We start from the raw sequence: 18,356 nt of genomic DNA, 5'->3' as shown, positions 1-18,356 counted from the left end.
GTGATTCAAAACCATGACTTTTCGTAAACCATAGAGCAGGTGGCAAGTTAGATGAACAAAAATAATAAGATCTGCCATGCAAACCTCCGCAAGGGGTTGCTGACTTCAGCCATCCTGGCGGGTCTGGGCATAACACCGGCACACGCACTGGAAATCAACACAGGGAACGAAGACCTGGCGGTTCGCTTCGACAACACGGTGAAGCTCAACTATGCCCAGCGGGTGGAATCAGCCAATAGCAAATTGGCCAATTCCTGGAACAACAATGACGGGGATCGCAACTTTTCCTCCGGCAGTGCGGTTTCCCAACGCATGGATGTGCTTTCTGAACTGGACGTCGTTTACAAACAGAAGGCCGGCTTTCGCGTCAGCGCCAACACTTGGTACGACCATGCTTATGACGATGTCGGCAGCAACAATGCGTCGACCAATCAGCTCAACAGTGGTGTACCGGACTCCCGACACCAGAGCGGTTACACCGATCGTTATTACAATGGTCCGTCTTCCGAAATTCTCGATGCCTTCGTGTTTGGCAGTACAGAAGTCGGTGATGAGTCGCTGCTCAGTGGCAAGGCAGGCAAGCACACCCTCTACTGGGGGAGAGTCTTCTGTCCTTTGCCCATGGCAACAGTTATGGGCAATCCGGACTTGATATTTCCAAGGCGCTGGCGGTACCCGGAACGGAAGCCAAAGAGCTGTTTATTCCGCGCAATCAGTTGTCCGCGAGCTTCACGCTCAACCCGGAACTGACCCTCGGCGCGCAGTATTTTCTGGATTGGGACGCCGCGCGGCTGCCGGAATCCGGCACCTACCTTGGCTTTAACGACGGCATCCAGAATGGCGGGCACAATCTATCGTTGATCGGTGCACAGAACCCTCGCTTTGGTACGCCCGGCCCATTGGGCGCCAATCAGTTTTTGCGGCTCAACAACGGTCACACGTTCACCCCAGACAAGCACGGTGACTTCGGTTTGATGGCCAAGTGGAGCCCTGAGTGGCTGCAAGGCACCCTCGGTTTCTACTACCGCAAAACATCCGACATCCTGCCGAACCTGGTCTTGCAGCCAACCGCAGTAGGTCCTGCGCAACTGATCTCCGGCAACGTCGGCAGCTACAACCAGTTCTACGTCGATGACATCGATGTCTACGGCCTCAGCCTGTCGAAAAGCATCGAAGGTGTCAGCGTCGGCTTCGACTTGAACTATCGCCACAACATGCCGTTGGCCAGTGTGCCGGCAACGGTCAGCCCGGCGGCCGGGGCGGCCGGTTTGCCAGGGTTTATCAGCAGTTTTGACGGTGAAAACGGCGTGGCCCGTGGCAACACGGTGCATGCGGTGCTTAACGGTCTGACCACCTTTGGCGACACGCCGGTCTGGGACAGTTCGTCCTTGCTGGTTGAGCTCGCTTACAGCCGCTGGCTGGACGTCACCGACAACAAACAGCTGTTCAAGGGCGAAGACTGGTATCGCGGTGTCGACAAGGTCAGCAAGGACAACTACGTCCTGGGCGTCAACTTCAACCCGACCTGGTATCAGGTGTTCCCCGGCATCGATATGTACTTGCCGATGACCTACAACGTCGGACTCTCGGGTAACTCCGCTGTCCAGCTGGGGGGTAACAAGGACTCCGGCAGTTATTCGGTGGGTGTCGGCATGGACGTGCACAACCAGTATCGGTTCGACCTGAAATACGTGGATAACTTTGGTCCGTTCGACACCTGTGGCTCAGCCGGTGGTGCGAGCGCTCAAGGCCAAGGCGCTGCACCGGGTGCCAACGGCCAGTACAACTGCGTACCGGGGCAGACCACTGCCTTTGGCGGTACTCAGCCTCAGCTCAAGGATCGGGGCATGGTCACTTTGACGTTCAAAACGACCATTTGATCGAAGTCTTTGCTTGATAGCAGGAGTCACTCATGAAGTTCGTCAACACGCTTTTGTTCACTGCCTTGACCGTTGCCATCGCCGGCGCGGCACACGCAGCCGTCTCTCCGGGAGAAGCGGCAAAACTCGGCAGCAGCCTGACAGCCGTCGGCGCTGAAAAGGCCGGCAATGCCGACAACACCATTCCGGCCTATACCGGCGGCATCACCACGCCGCCAGCCAGTTACCAGTCGGGCAGCTCTTTTCGTCCAGACCCTTTCGAGGCCGACAAGCCGCGTGCGGTCATCGACGGCAAAAACGTCGGTCAATTCGCCGACAAACTGACCGCGAGCACGCAGGAATTGCTCAAGCGTTATCCGACGTTCCGGGTCGATGTGTTTCCGACCCATCGCAGCGTTGCGCTGCCTCAGCGCCTGCTGGATAACACCGCGAAAAACGCAGTCGGCACCAAAACCCTCGAGGGTGGTGTAGCGCTTGAAAACGCGTTGCCGGGCGTGCCGTTCCCGATCCCGAAAGATGGCTACGAGGCCATGTGGAACCACCTGCTGCGTTATCAGGGCTACGCCACCAATTTCAAATACGACTCCTGGAACGTCGACGGTGCCGGCACGGCGATTCTGGCCACCACCGGTAATGCGTATCTCGAATACCCGCTCTACGATCCCAAGCGTACAGAGCCGGCGAAAGAGAGCGATCTGTTCTTCAAGACCAAACTCTATTACCAGGCCCCGGCCCGCCGCGCAGGCGAAGCCATCCTGGTGCAGGATGCGGTCAACCCTCTGAAAATGGAGCGTCGTGGCTGGCAATACCTGCCGGGTCAGCGCCGGATCAAACTCGCGCCGGACATCGCTTACGACACGCCAAACCCCGGCTCGGCCGGTGCCTCGACCTATGACGATGCCTGGGTATTCAACGGCGCCATGGACCGTTACGACTTCAAACTCGTCGGCAAGAAGGAAATGATCATTCCTTACAACACCTACAAGCTGAACTATCACAAGGAAGCGGCGGACATCACCACGGCGCACCACGTCAATCCCGATTTGGTGCGTTGGGAGCTGCACCGCGTGTGGGTGGTCGAGGCCACGCTGAAACCGGGCAAACGCCACATCTACAGCAAGCGCACCTTCTACCTCGACGAAGACAGCTGGATCGCCCTGGCTTCGGATGAATATGACGCCAGCGGCAAGCTGTACCGCGGCTCCTTCGCACACCTCGCTTACAGCTATGACGTGCAGGCGCCGAACTCCGACAACCACATGATTTATGACTTTGTCTCCGGCAGCTACAACATCACCGGCATCTACGGCCCGTATGGCGGCATCAAGTACATCGATCCGCTTTCGAAAGCGCAGTGGGCACCTGAATCACTGGCCGGTACGGGTATTCGCTAAGCCATAAACGCGGGTATTTTTTTGTCGCCGGCAGTGTGTCCTCGCACTGTTTGGCGGCTTTTTTCCGAGTGAACCTCATGAATGCATTTAGATGGATAACGCTCACTGCGCTAGCCGTGGCATTGGCCGTGCCATTTACCAGAGCCGTGGTCGCCGCGGATTTTGTCGACCCGCTGTCGAGCCCGGCGATTCAGAGTGAAAAAGCCGTTAATGGAACGTTCACCGGGGTGGCCCGTGCGGGTAAGCGAGTGATTGCTGTGGGCCAGCGCGGCCACATTTTTATTCCGATGATAACGGCGTTCATTGGCATCAGGCTGAAGTGCCGGTGAGCTCCGATCTGGTGGCGGTGCAGTTTCCGAGCCCGACCCAGGGCTGGGCGGTCGGGCACGACGGCATTGTGTTGCACAGCGACGACAACGGTGAAACCTGGAAACGCCAGCTCGATGGACGTCAGGTAGGGCAGATCATGCTCGAACACTATCAGCGGCAAGCGGTGCCGGATGATGCGTTATTAGCCGAAGCCCAGCGAATGATCGACGAAGGGGCGGACAAACCCTTTCTGGACGTGTGGTTCTCTGATGACAAAACTGGCTACGTCGTCGGCGCGTTCAACCTGATTTTTCGCACCGAAGATGGCGGGCAGACCTGGGCTCCGCTGATGGAGCGCACCGATAACCCGGGCGCCCTGAACTTCTATGGGATGCATGCAATCGGTGATGACCTGTTCATCGTCGGCGAACAAGGCCTGGTGCTGAAACTGGACCCGGTAACGCAACGCTTCGTCAACGTTCCCACGCCTTACAGCGGTAGCTATTTTGGCATCACCGGCAAACCGGGCGTCGTGCTTGTTTTTGGTCTGCGGGGCAATGTTTACCGCAGTGCTGACCAAGGAGCGAACTGGGACAAAGTTGAATTGAGTGTGTCCTCAAGCATCACCGCGAGTACGGTCACGGAAGATGGACGAATCATCCTGGTCAGCCAGGCGGGGCAAGTGCTGGTCAGTTCTGATGACGGCGTGACCTTCACGCAAACGCCACAACAACGCCTGGGGCCAGCTGCTGCGGTGCAGGCAACCGGGTCTGGCTCCGTGGTGGTCGCGGGTGCTCAGGGCCTGCGTCAGATACCCTTCGAATGAGCCCACTTCACACAATAAAAAGAGACGAACCACGTCATGGGTAACTACAACCTCGATACGATGCCGGTGATCCGAGAGCTCAAGGGCTTCGATGCACGCTCCGGCAATTTCCTTGAACGCCTGATTTTCAATAACCGCCTGCTGGTGGTGCTGACCTGTCTGATCGTGACGGTACTGTTGAGTTACTTCGCGGCCACCCGGCTGACGCTCAACGCCAGCTTCGAAAAGATGATTCCGCAGAGCCAGCCGTACATCAAAAACTACCTTGAAAACCGCCAGTCATTGCGGGGATTGGGCAATACCGTTCGGGTGGTCGTAGAAAATACCGATGGCGACATCTACGACCCGAACTACCTGGAAGTGCTCAAGCAGGTCAACGACACCTTGTTCCTGACGCCGGGCGTGGACCGGGCCTGGATGAAATCATTGTGGACACCGGCCGTGCGCTGGACCGAGGTCACGGAGGAGGGCTTCCGTGGCGGTCCGGTGATGCCCGATTCCTACGACGGCTCGGCCAGTGGCGTCGAGCAACTGCGCTTGAACATCGCGCGTTCCGGGATTATCGGCAGTCTGGTCGGCAACAACTTCAAGTCGAGCATGATCGTAGTGCCGTTGCTGGAGAAGGATCCCGGTTACCGGCGCCGCCATCGACTATCACCAATTCTCGCGCATGCTTGAAGAACAACTACGCAACAAGTTCGAGTTCGCCGACAGCAACGCAACGCACAAGGCCGGTGAAGAGGGCAAAGGCCCGATCAAGATTCGTGTGATCGGTTTCGCCAAACTGGTGGGCGACCTGATCGATGGCCTGCTGCTGATCATGCTGTACTTCGGCGCCGCCGCGCTGATCGCCACTGCCATCATCTACTGTGTTCACCCGCTGCGTGCGCAGTACCGCGTTGGTGATTCTGTGCTCGGTGGTGGCCGTGGTCTGGCAACTCGGGCTGATCACTTTGTTCGGTTACGCGCTCGACCCATTTTCGATTCTGGTGCCATTCCTGGTGTTCGCCATCGGCGTATCCCACGGCGCGCAGAAAATGAACGGGATCATGCAGGACGTCGGACGCGGCACCCACCAACTGGTCGCCGCGCGGTACACCTTCCGCCGCTTGTTCCTCGCCGGCCTGACCGCGCTGCTGGCCGATGCCGTGGGCTTCGCCGTGCTGATGCTGATCGACATCCCGGTGATCCAGGACCTGGCTGTCACGGCGAGTATTGGCGTGGCGGTCCTGATCTTCACCAACCTGGTGCTGTTGCCGGTGCTGCTGTCCTATTGGGGCGTCAGCCCGAAAGCGGCGGCGCGCAGCTTGCGTCAGGAAAACAAGGAGCTCAAAGGCAAGGGTCTCGGCAGCCTGTGGAACCTGCTCGACCGCTTTACCGAACGCCGCTGGGCGACGGTGGCGGTGGTGGTGGCCGGGCTGTTGGCGGTGGGTGGTTTCATGGTCAGCACGCACTTGAAGATCGGCGACCTCGACCCGGGCGCGCCCGAATTGCGTGCCGATTCCCGTTACAACCGCGACAACGCTTACATCACCGCCAATTACTCGCTGTCGAGCGATCAGTTCGCGGTCATGGTCAAAACCGCCAGCGAAGGTTGCCTGAAGTACGAAACGCTCGTGGAAGCGGATCGCCTCGGCTGGTTGCTGCAACAGCAACCGGGTGTGCAAACCACCGTGTCGCTGGTCAACGCGGTGCGGCAAATCACGGCGGGTTCCTATGAAGGCAATCCGAAAATGCTGACCATCGCGCGCAATCAGAACGTGCTGAACTACGGCGCGCAACAGGCCTCGGTGAACAACCCGGAACTGTTCAACAGCGACTGCTCGATGATGCCGGTGATTGCCTATCTCTCTGATCACAAGGCCGAAACTCTCGATCACGTGGTGAAAGTGGCCGACCAGTTCGCCCGCGAACACAGCAACGATGATCGCCAGTTCATGCTCGCTGCCGGCAGCGCCGGGATCGAAGCGGCGACCAACATTGTCGTGCGCGACGCCAACCGCACCATGCTGTTCTACGTCTACGGCGCGGTGATCGTGCTGTGCTTCATTACCTTTCGTAGCTGGCGCGCGGTGGTGGTGGCGGTGGTGCCGTTGATGCTGACGTCGATTCTTTGCGAAGCATTGATGGTCTGGCTGGGCATGGGCGTGAAGGTCGCGACCTTGCCGGTGATTGCCTTGGGCGTCGGTATCGGTGTCGATTACGCGCTGTACTTGCTCAGCGTTCAGTTGGCGCAACAACGTGCCGGTCTGTCGTTGACCGAAGCCTACAAAAACTCCGTTGCGTTCACCGGCAAGGTGGTGGCGCTGGTCGGCATCACCCTGGCGGCGGGCGTGATCACCTGGGCCTGGTCGCCGATCAAGTTCCAGGCCGACATGGGCATCCTGCTGACCTTCATGTTCATCTGGAACATGGTCGGTGCACTGGTGTTGATTCCTGCGCTGTCGCATTTCCTGCTTCGCCGCGTTCATTAAAAAAGAGGAAAAACGAGATGAATAATCCAGTCTATCCCGCGTGGATCCGCGAGTTACACGAGAGCGAAGTATTCGGTGAAGCGCTGGCCCTTGCACTGATCGACGTGGCAAAAAATAAACGTGATCACTATCACTTCGGCACCTTGCTTCAACTTGAAACAGAAACAAAAGCGCGATTGCGCCCGTTTTTGTTCAACCACGGCGTTCCCCTGAGCGAGAACATCGAACTGGACGGTATCGAGGCCATTGTCAACGCGTACAAGGCAATGAATAACCTTCAGGAGTTTGCCGCTGTCATCAAGCCTACTGTGGAAGATTTCCTGTCGCGCTTTGAAGAAATAGCCCGCATTTGTCCTGACGAAGATCGCGACCTCACCGAGTCCATGGTCCGCCACGAGTCCGCCATCCTGAAATGGCTGGCCATGGAAAGCGAAGGTGAATCAGAAGGGTCTCTGGATGAAATGATCAGGGAGTTGCGTTATCCCTTGCCCAAACCTTGAAGTTCAAACAGAGCACATGAGCAACTGTTAACTGGCATGTGAAGTCAGCAACGGCGCGTAAAAGCTTTTTCTCGGCAACTACGGATATCGATGCGAGGGGATAACTTGGTGATTAGTATTCAGTTGAAAGTTATAGCGTGTGCAGCAGCGCTGCTTGTCGGCCTTCCGACAGCTATGGCTCAGACAAATGTCAGCCCGCAAGAGGCGCGTGCCATTGCCAAGGAGGCCTACATTTATGGCTACCCGATGGTAGATAGCTATCGCGTTGAATATGGCTATTTCGTGGATCCTCGAAACCCCGAGTACAAAGGCCCCTGGAATCAGATTCATAACACGCCTCGCGTTTATACCCCCGCGGACAAGGCCATCCAGACACCCAATTCCGATACGCCTTATTCCTGGGCCGGCCTCGATCTGCGCGCCGAACCGGTTGTCCTCACCATGCCCGCCGTGGAGAAGGACCGTTATTACAGTGTCCAGCTCACGGATCTTTACACCTTCAATTCCGACTATATCGGCAGCCGCAGCACCGGTAACGAGGAGGGTAGCTTCCTTATCGTCGGGCCGAACTGGAAAGGTGATACACCTAAAGGGATCAAGAAAGTCTTTCGTGCTGACACAGATCTGACGCTCGCTATCTATCGCACTCAGCTATTCAACCCAGGCGATATCGAAAATGTGAAGAAAGTGCAGGCCGGCTACACCGTGCAGACACTTTCGGCGTTCCTGGGCCGCCCGCCCGTGAAACCCGCGCCTGCCATCGATTTCGTCAAGCCGCTCAGCCGTGAGGAGCAAAAGACCTCGCTGCAGCTGTTCAGTACGCTGAACTTCCTGCTGCAGTTTTGCCCGACCGATCCTTCCGAAAAAGAACTGATGGCGCGCTTTGCCAAGATCGGTATCGGCGCTGGCAAAGCGTTCGACCCAGCCAAACTCAGCCCTGAGATCAAGGCGGCTTTCGAGCAAGGCATCGCCGATGCCTGGGCTGAATTTGCGGGTGGGGTCAAGCAGCTGAATGAGGGAACGCTGACCTCGGGCGATATTCTCGGCTCGCGCACGACCATGAAGAATAACTACCTGAACCGCATGCTCGGGACGATTGGTATCTATGGCGCCTCCAGGCAAGAGGCGATGTATCCGTTTTATCGTGTCGACGCGGATAAGCAGAAACTGGATGGCAGCAAGCGCTACAGCCTGCGCTTTGCGCCTGATCAGCTCCCACCCGTCAATGCGTTCTGGTCGCTGACGATGTATGAACTGCCAGGGAGCTGGTTGGTCGACAATCCTCTCAATCGTTATTTGATCAACTCACCGATGGTGCCCCAGTTCAAGCGCGATGCGGACGGTGGCGTGACATTGTTCATCCAGCACGAATCCCCAGGCTTGGACAAGGAAGCCAACTGGTTGCCAGCGCCAAAGGGTCCCTTTGCCATGTACATGCGGCTGTATTGGCCGCAAGTCCAGGCTTTGTCGGGAAACTGGACTGCGCCACCGCTGGAACAACTCAAGTAATCAGAACGTTCATTTCAGATGGAACCCCTCTAATGGCCATCCCCGAACTCAAAAACAAGAAAGTCATGATCACCGGCGCGGCCTCGGGCATCGGTCGTGCAGCGGCGTTTGCATTCGCCCGCCGAGGTGCCCACATCATCGCCACGGACGTTAATCGAGAGGCGCTGAAACAGCTCCAGATCGACCTCGTCGCGCTGGGAGCCATTTGCATGATCCATCAACTTGATGTTTCGAATGGCGACGAGATGCAGGCGTTCGCCGAGCATCCGTACATGAAGCTGCGGCCAATCGATGTACTGATCAACAACGCGGGTATCGGTTACCTGGGGCAGTTTCTCCAGAGTGATCTGGCTCACTGGCAGCGGGTCATGGACATCAACCTGATGGGCGTGGTGCATGGCTGCTATCACTTCATTCCGCAAATGATCCTGGCAGGCGGCGCGCGCCATGTGTTGAACGTGGCCTCGGTGGCGGGCGTCTATCCGTCACCGACCATGGGCGCCTATGCCGCCTCCAAACATGCGGTGTTCGGCTTGAGTGAAGTGCTGAAGATGGAACTGGCCGACTCCAATGTCCGCATCACCACGGTTTGCCCCGGCATCATCAATACCGCCATCACCCAGTCCCGCAGCAGCATCTCGCCTTCCATCAGTGAAGAGCAGCTCGAGCGATTGCAGGCCTACTACAAAGCCAAGGGCTGCGAGCCCGAACTGGTCGCTGAAGCGATGGTCCGCGCCGTGCAGAAGGGCCAGGACCTGGTGCTGGTCGGGCCGTTCGCCAAGCTGATTTTCCATCTCAAACGTTTGTCACTGGGGCTGATGCGCCGGGTGATCCTCAACGACGCGCGGAAGATCGGCTACCTGTAATCCGACGCCATGCCAGCAACACCGAACTCATACAAGAATAAAAAAGGAACACAAAACCATGCTGGGCTTGATGCAAGATCAACCGCTGTTGATTTCTTCTGTTCTGGAACATGCGCTGAAGGCGCACCCGCGCACTGAAATTGCCTCGCGCACGGCAGACGGATCCGTGCATCACTGCACCTATACCGACATTGGTCGTCGCGCCAAACAGGTGGCCAACGCGCTGGTTGCGCTAGGCGTACAACCCGGCGATCGAATCGGCACGCTGGCCTGGAACGGCTACCGGCACATGGAACTGTACTTCGGCGTGTCGGGCATGGGTGCGGTGCTGCACACGATCAACCCACGGTTGTTCGCCGAGCAGATCGAGTTTATCGGCAACCATGCCGAAGATCAGTACCTGATATTCGACCTATCGTTCGCGACGCTGGTCGAGCAAATCGCGCCGCAGTTGAAGAGTGTCAAAGGCTTCATTGCGCTGTGTGACCGTGAGCAGATGCCGGCGATCAATGTGCCTGGTTTGATCTGCTACGAAGACCTGATCGCCGAGCAAAGCAGTGATTTCAGCTGGCCCGTGTTCGATGAGCGCACGGCGTCATCGATGTGCTACACCTCGGGCACCACCGGTAATCCGAAGGGCGTGCTGTACTCGCACCGGTCCTCAATCCTGCATTCGCTGGCACTGTGCACCTCGGACGGCTTTGCCTTGTCGGCGGCGGATTCGGCGCTGTTGGTGGTGCCGATGTTTCACGTCAATGCCTGGGGCATGCCTTATGCCGCCGCGATGTGCGGCGCCAAACTGGTGTTGCCGGGTGCTGCTCTGGATGGCGAGAGCCTGTACACACTGATGCGGGATGAACAAGTGACCCTGGCGCTGGGCGTGCCAACGGTCTGGATGATGCTGCAACAGCATGTCGAGGCGCAGGGCCTGCATCCAGCGACAGAGCTGTGCCTGAACCGGGTGGTGATTGGCGGGGCTGCTGCACCACGTAGCCAGGTCGAGACGTTTGAGACGTCTTTTAACGCCCGGGTGTTGCATGCCTGGGGCATGACGGAGATGTCACCGCTCGGCACCGTCTGTAACCCCTTACCCAAACACTGCAATGCACCGCTCAGCGCAGTGCTCGACTTGCAGGCCAAACAAGGGCGGGCACTGTTCGGCGTGTCGATGAAGATTGTCGACGAGGAGGGCGCTGAACTCCCGCGCGATGGCAGAGCCTCTGGTCTTCTGCTGGTCAAGGGACCGTGGATCGCCAGCCAGTATTACGGCGGTGAGGGTGGGCAGATTCTCGATAGCGAGGGCTGGCTCGATACTGGCGATATCGCAACCATCGATACCGATGGCTACATGCAGATCACCGACCGCGCCAAGGATGTGATCAAGTCGGGCGGCGAGTGGATTTCATCGATCGACCTGGAAAACGCCGCCATCAGCCACCCGGCTGTGGCTGAAGCCGCGGTGATTGGCATCCCTCATCCCAAGTGGCAGGAACGCCCGTTGTTGGTGGTGGTGCTCAAACCCGGCAAAACAGCGAGTAAAGACGATCTGCTGCAGATTTTACAAAGCCGGGTGGCGAAGTGGTGGTTGCCGGACGATGTGGCCTTCGTCGAAGCGTTGCCGCATACCGCCACCGGCAAGTTGCAAAAAATGAAGCTGCGCGAGCAGTTCCGCGACTACCGTTTTCCGGGCTAAAGGCTATTTATCCAGTGGCACGATCAGCGGGCCGGCAAACGCCTGCATGATCAGTGCCGCGGGTTGTTTGTGACTCACCAGTTGGGCCATGGCATTCATGTACGGCGTCAGGTGGCGGAAGTATTTCTTGTAACTCGGGCACAGATAATTCAGGCCCGATTCGCCATTCGGTGCGTTCATGAAACGATTTTTCGGGCACTCGCCATGGCAGGCGAAGCGGTAATCGCACTGCTGGCAATAACTCGGCAGTGTCTCTTCCTTGGCCGCGCCGAAGGCCTGTTGAGCGGGGGAGGCGAGTAGCACGGCAGGGTCATCGGACTTGAGGTTGCCCAGCAGGTACTCGGGGTACATGTAGTGATCGCAGGAGTAGACGTTACCGTCGTGCTCGACGATTGCCGCTTTACCGCAGCGTGGACTGAACAAGCACACAGAAGCCGGCAGCTGACACCATGAGGCCAGTGCCCACTCGAAGTTCATGACGTGAACTTCACCAACATCCTGGCGCACCCACTCGTCAAAAATCTTGATCAGAAAATCGCCGTAGGCCTCTTGCCCTACGGTGTGCTCCGTCACCAGTGCGGGCTCTGGTACCGCGTGCAAACGCAGCTCCGGCGGGACGGCAAAGTGCAGCCCCTGGCTGACCTGCGGCGCGCTCGGCTGGCGTTCCACCACCGGGTTGAACTGAATATGACGAACGCCTTCAGCCTTGAGGAAACGGTAGATTTCCAACGGATATTGGGCGACATCCCGCGCCACGGTCACCAGCACATTGAAGGCGACGCCGTGGTGCTTGAGCAGCCCGAGCCCGCGCATCACCTCATCGAAACTGGAACGCCCACGCTTGTCAGGGCGATACAGATCGTGGACGAAATCCGGGCCATCCAGGCTGATCCCGACCATGAAACTTTCGCGTGCGAGAAATGCGCACCAGTCATCGTCAAGTAGCGTGCCATTGGTCTGCAACGTATTGCGAATGACCTTGTCCCCGGCGAACTGGCGTTGATAGACGATCGCTCGCTGGAAAAACTCCAGGCCCAACAGCGTCGGTTCGCCGCCTTGCCAGGTGAATTCGACTTCCGGCGTGGGCTGGGCTTCGATGTAGCGCTGCACGTACAGACGCAATACGTCGTCGGTCATGCTGAAGCGTTCCCGGGGCGGGTAGAGCTGTTCTTTTTCAAGATAGAAACAGTAACTGCAATCGAGGTTGCAGATCGGCCCGACGGGCTTGGCCATGAGATGCAGGCCCTGGGGCGGGGTTTCGTGGATAGGCATGGTCGGCAGGCTACGTTCGGACCGCGTCGCGGATCGGAGCGGTTCCAATGCCAGAGGCTAGGGGCAGAACGGGTGTTGGCCGCCCCCCATGATTGGGGGGCAGCGTAGAGGGTTAAGGCAAGTAGGTCACGTGAACATCGTTGACCTTGCCATTAAAGGCAAAGGGCGCCCGGTCGAAGTAATCCAGAGTCACGGGGGAACCCAAGTCTTCAGCCACATCGAAGGTTTCACTCGCGGTGAACGTCAACGATGGTGTAAACGGCGTCACACCTTTGGCGACTTCCTTGCCGTCGACAAACAGGCTGAGATTGGCCGGTGCACCGAGCTTGGCTGAGGACATCGCAGTCAACATTTCGATGCTGACTTTACCCGCGGGTACTCGTTCTGCCGACTTCAACTTGACTCGCGCAATGGCCAGCGCGTTGTACTCGTAGACCAGGAAGCCGTCATCCATATACAGACTGACGCCACCGCCAATACCGCCCAAGGCATACAGCACGCCACTGGCGTTGGCCGGTACTTCGGCGTCGACGACAACCTTGCTGTTCTGGCTACGCAGGTTGGGCGCGGCGAACTCAGGGAAGCGCTGGACGCGATCGCTGAAGTGCCACTCATGTTGGCTGGTCGCAACCCGTGCTGCCGGATTGAGAAACGGGTACAGGCCGGCACCAATCGGATAGACATGGTTAGCCTTGGCCTGTACGTCGAACTCTGCTTTCAGTTCAGCCAGTTTTTCCGGGTTGCTGGCAGCAACGTCCTTGGCTTGCGAGTAGTCGTCCTTCAGGTTAAACAGCGACCACTGATCATTCGCCGGGTTCCAGCCCATGAACTGTGAAAAACCTTGCACCCACGGTTTTCGGGGGCCGAACACCGAGGCCATCCAGCCGTCTTTATAGACGCCACGGCTGCCGAGTACTTCAAAGTACTGCGCCGGTTTTTTCGACTTCACCTCAGCATCGTTGAAGGTGTAACGCATGCTCACGCCATCAATCGGGTCCTGAGCGATGCCGTTGACCTCTTTTGGCGGGGTGATCGACAGCACGTCGTAGACCGTAGGAGCGATGTCATTGACATGGTGGAATTGCCCGCGAACCTTGGCGTCGGCCTTGATCTGTTTTGGCCAGGAAACCGCCAACGGTGTGCGAGTGCCGCCGAAGTAACCAGCAACCAGTTTGGTGCCTACAAACGGTCCTGAACCGGCCCAGGCCCAGGCGGAGTTGTACATGCTTTCCAGCTTGGGCCCACCGAGCGCAGACAAGCCGCCATACATCTCGTTGAGGACTTTGAGCTGTTGCTCTTTGGGAACCGGAATACCGTTCTGCGCCAGCAATTCGTTGATCGTACCTTCCATGCCTTCGGAAGAGGCGCCGTTGTCGCTGAAGACATAAAAGATCAGTGTGTTGTCGCGTTTGCCTTCACGCTCCAGCTCGTCGAGGATCTTGCCGGCCTGTGTGTCGGCGTGTTCCAGGAAACCGGCATACACCTCCATCAAGCGTGCCTGATACTGCTTTTGTTCAGCCGACAGGCTGTCCCAGGCGGGCATTTCCGCGGGGCGCGGGGTCAGAACGGCGTCCTGTGGAATAAAGCCCAGGGCTTTCTGACGTTCGAACGTTTGTGCGCGATAAGCATCCCAGCCACCATCAAACTTGCCTTTGTACTTGTTTGCCCACTGCGCGTTCACCTGGTGCGGGCCGTGCACGGCACCCGGTGTCCAGTACATGAAAAACGGTTTGTCCGGTGCGTAGGTCTTTTGATCCTGCAGCCAGTTCACGGCCTGATTCGCCAGGTCTTCGCTGAGGTGATATTTCGGATCGCGCGGCGGTTCGATAGGCGTGTTGTCGCGGTACAGGCGCGGCTCGTACTGGGAGGTTTCGCCGGCCAGGAAGCCGTAGAAATGTTCGAAGCCGTAGGCCGTCGGCCAGCTGTCAAATGGCCCGGCAGCCGTCGTTTCCATCGGCGGGGTGTTATGCCATTTGCCAAACGCAGCGGTGCTGTAGCCGTATTGCTTGAGCACCTCGGCCATGGTCGCCGAGCTTTTTGGAATCTTGCCGGTGTAGCCGTCCCAATCGGTGGCCAGCTCGGCGATCACGCCGTTGCCGACGCGGTGGTGATTGCGTCCGGTCAGCAGTGCTGCGCGGGTGGCGGAGCTGATGGCAGCGGTATGAAAGGCGTTGTAACGCACGCCGCTGTCGGCGACACGCGTCAGGGTCGGCGTGTGGATCGCGCCGCCGACAGTGTCGGACTGCGCGAAGCCCGCGTCATCGAGCATGATCACCAGAATGTTCGGTGCGTCGGCAGGCAGGTGCGATTGTTGCTGACGTTTTTGGTGCTTCGATTCTTGCAGCGTCGGTTTGGCGTCACTGGCCGAAGGCGTAGGCGGGAAGGGCAGTGAGTCCTGTGCGGATGCGACGGAGCTGGCCAACAATGCGCAGAGTTTTAGAGTGAAACGTCCGGCGGGATGTAGCTTCTGGGACATGGTTGTCTCCGTTTTTTTTATTATTACAACGGCGCAGCCGCCCAGTGGATCACCGAGCGGCTGAGAGATTGGAGAGCCGGTCAGACCGAAAAACTGGTGATGTCTACAGGCTCGAGATCATTGGCTTTGCAGAACGCCAAGTAACGTTCCACACTGGTTTTCCAGTTTTCGATCGCGACGATATTGTCGTTCTCGTCGACGTACTGCAGGTCACCCTGGGTGATGTTCAAGGTGATGATTTCATCGCCGTATTCAGGCAAGGCGACAGGCGTGTGGCTGGTGCCCGCGGTTTCGAATACCACACCGCCTTGCTTGGAGACCCAGTCGTGTTCCAGGTATTTCCATCCACCTTTGATGGTGTAAACGATCACCGTGCCCGAGTGATGATGTTTGGGCAGAACGGTACCCGCCGGCGCTTTGAGCAGAGTAATGGTCTCGCCGCGAATCGGGTCGCACTTGAGGTATTTGATGAAGACTTCATCGCTGTAAGGCGCGAACGGGACCCACGGCAGTTCCTCGGCGTCGATGGCGGCGGTGTCGATGTTTTCATAAAACATGCTTGTTGTTCTCTTGTTGGTTGAAGGTGTTCACGGTGTTCAGAGGCATCCTGTATCGCCTCCGCATTTACCACCCCCCCATTGGCGAGGGGTATGATCAGCAGCGCTGAACCGCGGTCAATCGGCTGCCGCTCAAGTAACGCCAGAACAATGCCGCAAAGACGATGTCACCCGATGCCAGGGCCGGCAGCTGCCAGGGAATATTGCCCGTCAGCCAGTAACCGCCGATGAGCGCGACAACCATGATTTTCGAGGCAAGCCCCAGCCCGATGAACGGGCGGTAGCGCGCTGGATCGACGCTGACCATCCAGTAAGCCCAGCCAAACATGACGACCATCGCCATGGTGATTTGAATGAACAGCATGGAGGTCGGGGTCACTTCCAGTCCCACTAATGAGGCGACCGGTGTCGTGGCCAACAGAAATGGAAGGCCTGCAAGCAGGTTGAAACAGGCGGCGATCTTGAATAGCCCGCTGGAGTATTTGGTTTGCATGATTAGATTCCTCAAGCCATCAGTTTGAGCAGTTTTGGATAACTGTTCGGGAACAGTCGGCTGACCCAGTACACGGTTTTCGACTTGTTCCCGGTCATGATGCGTTTCGCGCCTTTGCGCAGGCCTTTGATGATGTCGGCGGCACACTCCTCAGGAGGGGTCAGCAGCATGCCGGCGGCGAGGGCCGCGAACTTTTCTTCTTCCACGCCGGCGGCCTTGCAGCGGCGGCTGGCTTTTTCGATGTTGGTCTTGATGCCGCCGGGGTGAACACACACCGCGCGTACGCCAGTGTTCTCCAGTTCCGACCACAGGCATTCGGTCAGGCCACGGATGGCAAATTTCGACATGTTGTAGGCGCTTTGCATCGGATAGCCGAGCAGGCCGAAAATGCTGGAGATGTTGACGACGCAACCTTCGCGCTGTTCGAACATCATCGGCAGGAAGGCCTTGGTGCCATAGAGCACCCCCCACATATTGATGCCCAGCTGCCACTCGAACTCTTCGATGGAGGTGTTGGCGACCGTGCCGACGACGGTGGCGCCGGCATTGTTGATGACGTAATGCGCGGTGCCGAAATCGCGTTTGACCTCATCGGCGTGGGCTTGAAACGCCTCCCACGAGGCCACGTCCAGCAGGTAACTGTTGGCGTTGCTGCCGGCGGGCAGGCGCCGCAGGGTTTCGTCGAGACCGACGCGATTGATGTCGGACAGGGCGAGGCGCGCCCCGGCCTCCGCAAACTGAATGGCCAGTTCCCGGCCAATGCCGGAACCCGCGCCGGTAATGACCACCACTTTGTTTTGAAACATGTCTTTTTATCCTTGTTGTTTTGATGTTTCGCCTGCCATCGACACTCGAAGAGCAGGTGACCTATTTGCTGAGAATGTGAATGGCGACAGCGGCCTCTTCGATGCCCTGAAGTCCGCCACCGTTTTCCTGAATGGCATGGCGCGCGCCTTCGATCTGGCGCTTGCCGGCCTCGCCGCGCAATTGCGTGACCAACTCGCAGAGCTGCCCGAGGCCGGTAGCGCTGATCGGATGGCCCTTGGATTCGAGACCGCCCGAGGGGTTGACCGGGATTCGACCGCCGAGGGTGAAATCGCCGCGCTCGGCGCACGGTCCGCCCATGCCCAATTCGGCCAGTCGCAGGTTTTCGACCTGGATGATTTCACCCATCGCCGACGCGTCATGCACTTCCGCGACATCGATATCCTCCGGCCCGAGGCCGGCGAGGTCGTACGCGTGATCAGCCGCCAGTCGCGCAATGTTCAGCTCTGGCTGATCGAGGCGACGATGGCTGAAGCTACGGATCACACTGGCCGAAACCTTGATGCAGCGGCTGCGGTCTGCGCCGATGCGCTTGAGGCCTTCCTCAGTGCAGAGGATCGCCGCCGCAGCGCCGTCCGACAGTGGGGCGCACATCGGCAAGGTGATCGGGTAGGTGATCGGCGGTGCCGCCAGGATTTCTTCGATGGTGAACGGCTTGCGGAACTGTGAAAACGGATTGTGCACCGAGTGGGTGTGGTTCTTGGCCGAGACCGCAGCAATCTGCCGTTGCGTCGTACCGTAGGTTTTCATGTGGTATCGGCACATGGCGGCATAGATCGCCATAAACCTGCTGTAGGGTTTGTCCGATTCCGAACCCTCGGGAATCTCGACGCCTTCGCCCATGTTCACCAGCGTCTGGTAATTCTCGTCGACGCGAGACACGTCCCAGCCACCTTCGAAAATCTGGAAGGCCCTCGCTTTGTCGGGGATGTTCATTTTCTCGGCGCCCAGCGCCAATGCGATATCGGTCGTGCCGGCCTGCAAACTTTGCACAGCGAGATTGAACGCAGAGCTGCCGGAGGCGCAGGCGTTTTCCACGTTGTAGACGGGGATGCTTTCGATGCCGATCTTGCTGAACACAACCTGGCCCGGGATGGAAATCTGACCTTGCAAAGGGCCATTGGTCATCCCGGCATAAAAGGCAATGCCCAGATCCAGGCGGCCGCATTTGGCGTCTTTCAGCGCGCCGTCCAGCGCTTCGCGGGCCAGGTCGTCGAGGCTGCGTTCCAGGTGACGACCGAAGACCGTCATGGCGATGCCGGCAATGTAGATGGTGCTCATG

At 58.2% G+C, this 18,356-nt stretch carries 11 protein-coding genes and 3 pseudogenes; 8 read left to right on the top strand and 6 right to left on the bottom strand.

The window, feature by feature from the left end; all coding sequences use genetic code 11:
* The first annotated feature begins 51 nt into the window (after nt 1-51).
* From JFU37_RS18520 to JFU37_RS18485, 8 genes and pseudogenes are all read left to right on the top strand, one after another.
* Nucleotides 52-1,880 (top strand): annotated as a pseudogene (locus JFU37_RS18520) (DUF1302 domain-containing protein).
* Nucleotides 1,881-1,912: 32 nt separating this feature from the next.
* Nucleotides 1,913-3,274: a DUF1329 domain-containing protein gene (locus JFU37_RS18515; protein ID WP_201117135.1), complete on the top strand. Its 1,362-nt coding sequence runs from the start codon at nt 1,913-1,915 to the stop codon at nt 3,272-3,274.
* A 77-nt stretch (nt 3,275-3,351) separates the two neighbouring features.
* Nucleotides 3,352-4,409: pseudogene (locus JFU37_RS18510) on the top strand (WD40/YVTN/BNR-like repeat-containing protein).
* A gap of 36 nt (nt 4,410-4,445) precedes the next feature.
* A pseudogene (locus tag JFU37_RS18505) lies at nt 4,446-6,883 on the top strand (efflux RND transporter permease subunit).
* 17 nt (nt 6,884-6,900) lie between these two features.
* Nucleotides 6,901-7,383, top strand: coding sequence for a hypothetical protein (locus JFU37_RS18500; RefSeq protein ID WP_201117134.1), 483 nt, complete (start codon nt 6,901-6,903; stop codon nt 7,381-7,383).
* 108 nt (nt 7,384-7,491) lie between these two features.
* Nucleotides 7,492-8,892, top strand: a complete 1,401-nt coding sequence (locus JFU37_RS18495; RefSeq protein WP_342214951.1) for a DUF1254 domain-containing protein — start codon at nt 7,492-7,494, stop codon at nt 8,890-8,892.
* Nucleotides 8,893-8,924: 32 nt separating this feature from the next.
* On the top strand, nt 8,925-9,758 hold the full coding sequence (locus JFU37_RS18490; RefSeq protein WP_201117131.1) for an SDR family NAD(P)-dependent oxidoreductase: 834 nt from the start codon (nt 8,925-8,927) through the stop codon (nt 9,756-9,758).
* Between the two features lie 58 nt (nt 9,759-9,816).
* Nucleotides 9,817-11,451, top strand: coding sequence for a 3-(methylthio)propionyl-CoA ligase (locus JFU37_RS18485; protein WP_201117129.1), 1,635 nt, complete (start codon nt 9,817-9,819; stop codon nt 11,449-11,451).
* Nucleotides 11,452-11,454: 3 nt separating this feature from the next.
* Here JFU37_RS18485 and JFU37_RS18480 read toward each other — a convergent pair whose 3' ends face one another.
* The 6 genes from JFU37_RS18480 to JFU37_RS18455 form a co-directional block, all read right to left on the bottom strand.
* Complete coding sequence (locus JFU37_RS18480; protein ID WP_201117127.1) at nt 11,455-12,723, bottom strand: anaerobic sulfatase maturase; 1,269 nt, start codon at nt 12,721-12,723, stop codon at nt 11,455-11,457.
* A gap of 112 nt (nt 12,724-12,835) precedes the next feature.
* Nucleotides 12,836-15,199 (bottom strand): arylsulfatase, encoded by a 2,364-nt coding sequence (locus JFU37_RS18475; RefSeq protein WP_201117125.1) that lies wholly within the window; start codon nt 15,197-15,199, stop codon nt 12,836-12,838.
* 80 nt (nt 15,200-15,279) lie between these two features.
* The gene (locus JFU37_RS18470) at nt 15,280-15,756 is read right to left on the bottom strand and encodes a 2,4'-dihydroxyacetophenone dioxygenase family protein (protein ID WP_201117123.1); all 477 of its coding nucleotides are present in this window, start codon (nt 15,754-15,756) and stop codon (nt 15,280-15,282) included.
* A gap of 97 nt (nt 15,757-15,853) precedes the next feature.
* Complete coding sequence (locus JFU37_RS18465) at nt 15,854-16,249, bottom strand: hypothetical protein (protein ID WP_201117121.1); 396 nt, start codon at nt 16,247-16,249, stop codon at nt 15,854-15,856.
* 11 nt (nt 16,250-16,260) lie between these two features.
* Nucleotides 16,261-17,055: an SDR family NAD(P)-dependent oxidoreductase gene (locus JFU37_RS18460; RefSeq protein WP_201117119.1), complete on the bottom strand. Its 795-nt coding sequence runs from the start codon at nt 17,053-17,055 to the stop codon at nt 16,261-16,263.
* Nucleotides 17,056-17,116: 61 nt separating this feature from the next.
* Nucleotides 17,117-18,355 carry a thiolase family protein gene (locus JFU37_RS18455; protein WP_201117117.1) on the bottom strand — a complete coding sequence of 413 codons (1,239 nt, stop codon included), beginning with the start codon at nt 18,353-18,355 and terminating at the stop codon, nt 17,117-17,119.
* Nucleotide 18,356 lies beyond the last annotated feature (1 nt).

The sequence above is a fragment of the Pseudomonas sp. TH41 genome (assembly GCF_016650695.1).
Lineage (GTDB): Bacteria > Pseudomonadota > Gammaproteobacteria > Pseudomonadales > Pseudomonadaceae > Aquipseudomonas.
The sequence above is the reverse complement of the archived record's forward strand: the minus strand, read 5'-3'. Positions and strand labels throughout refer to the sequence as shown.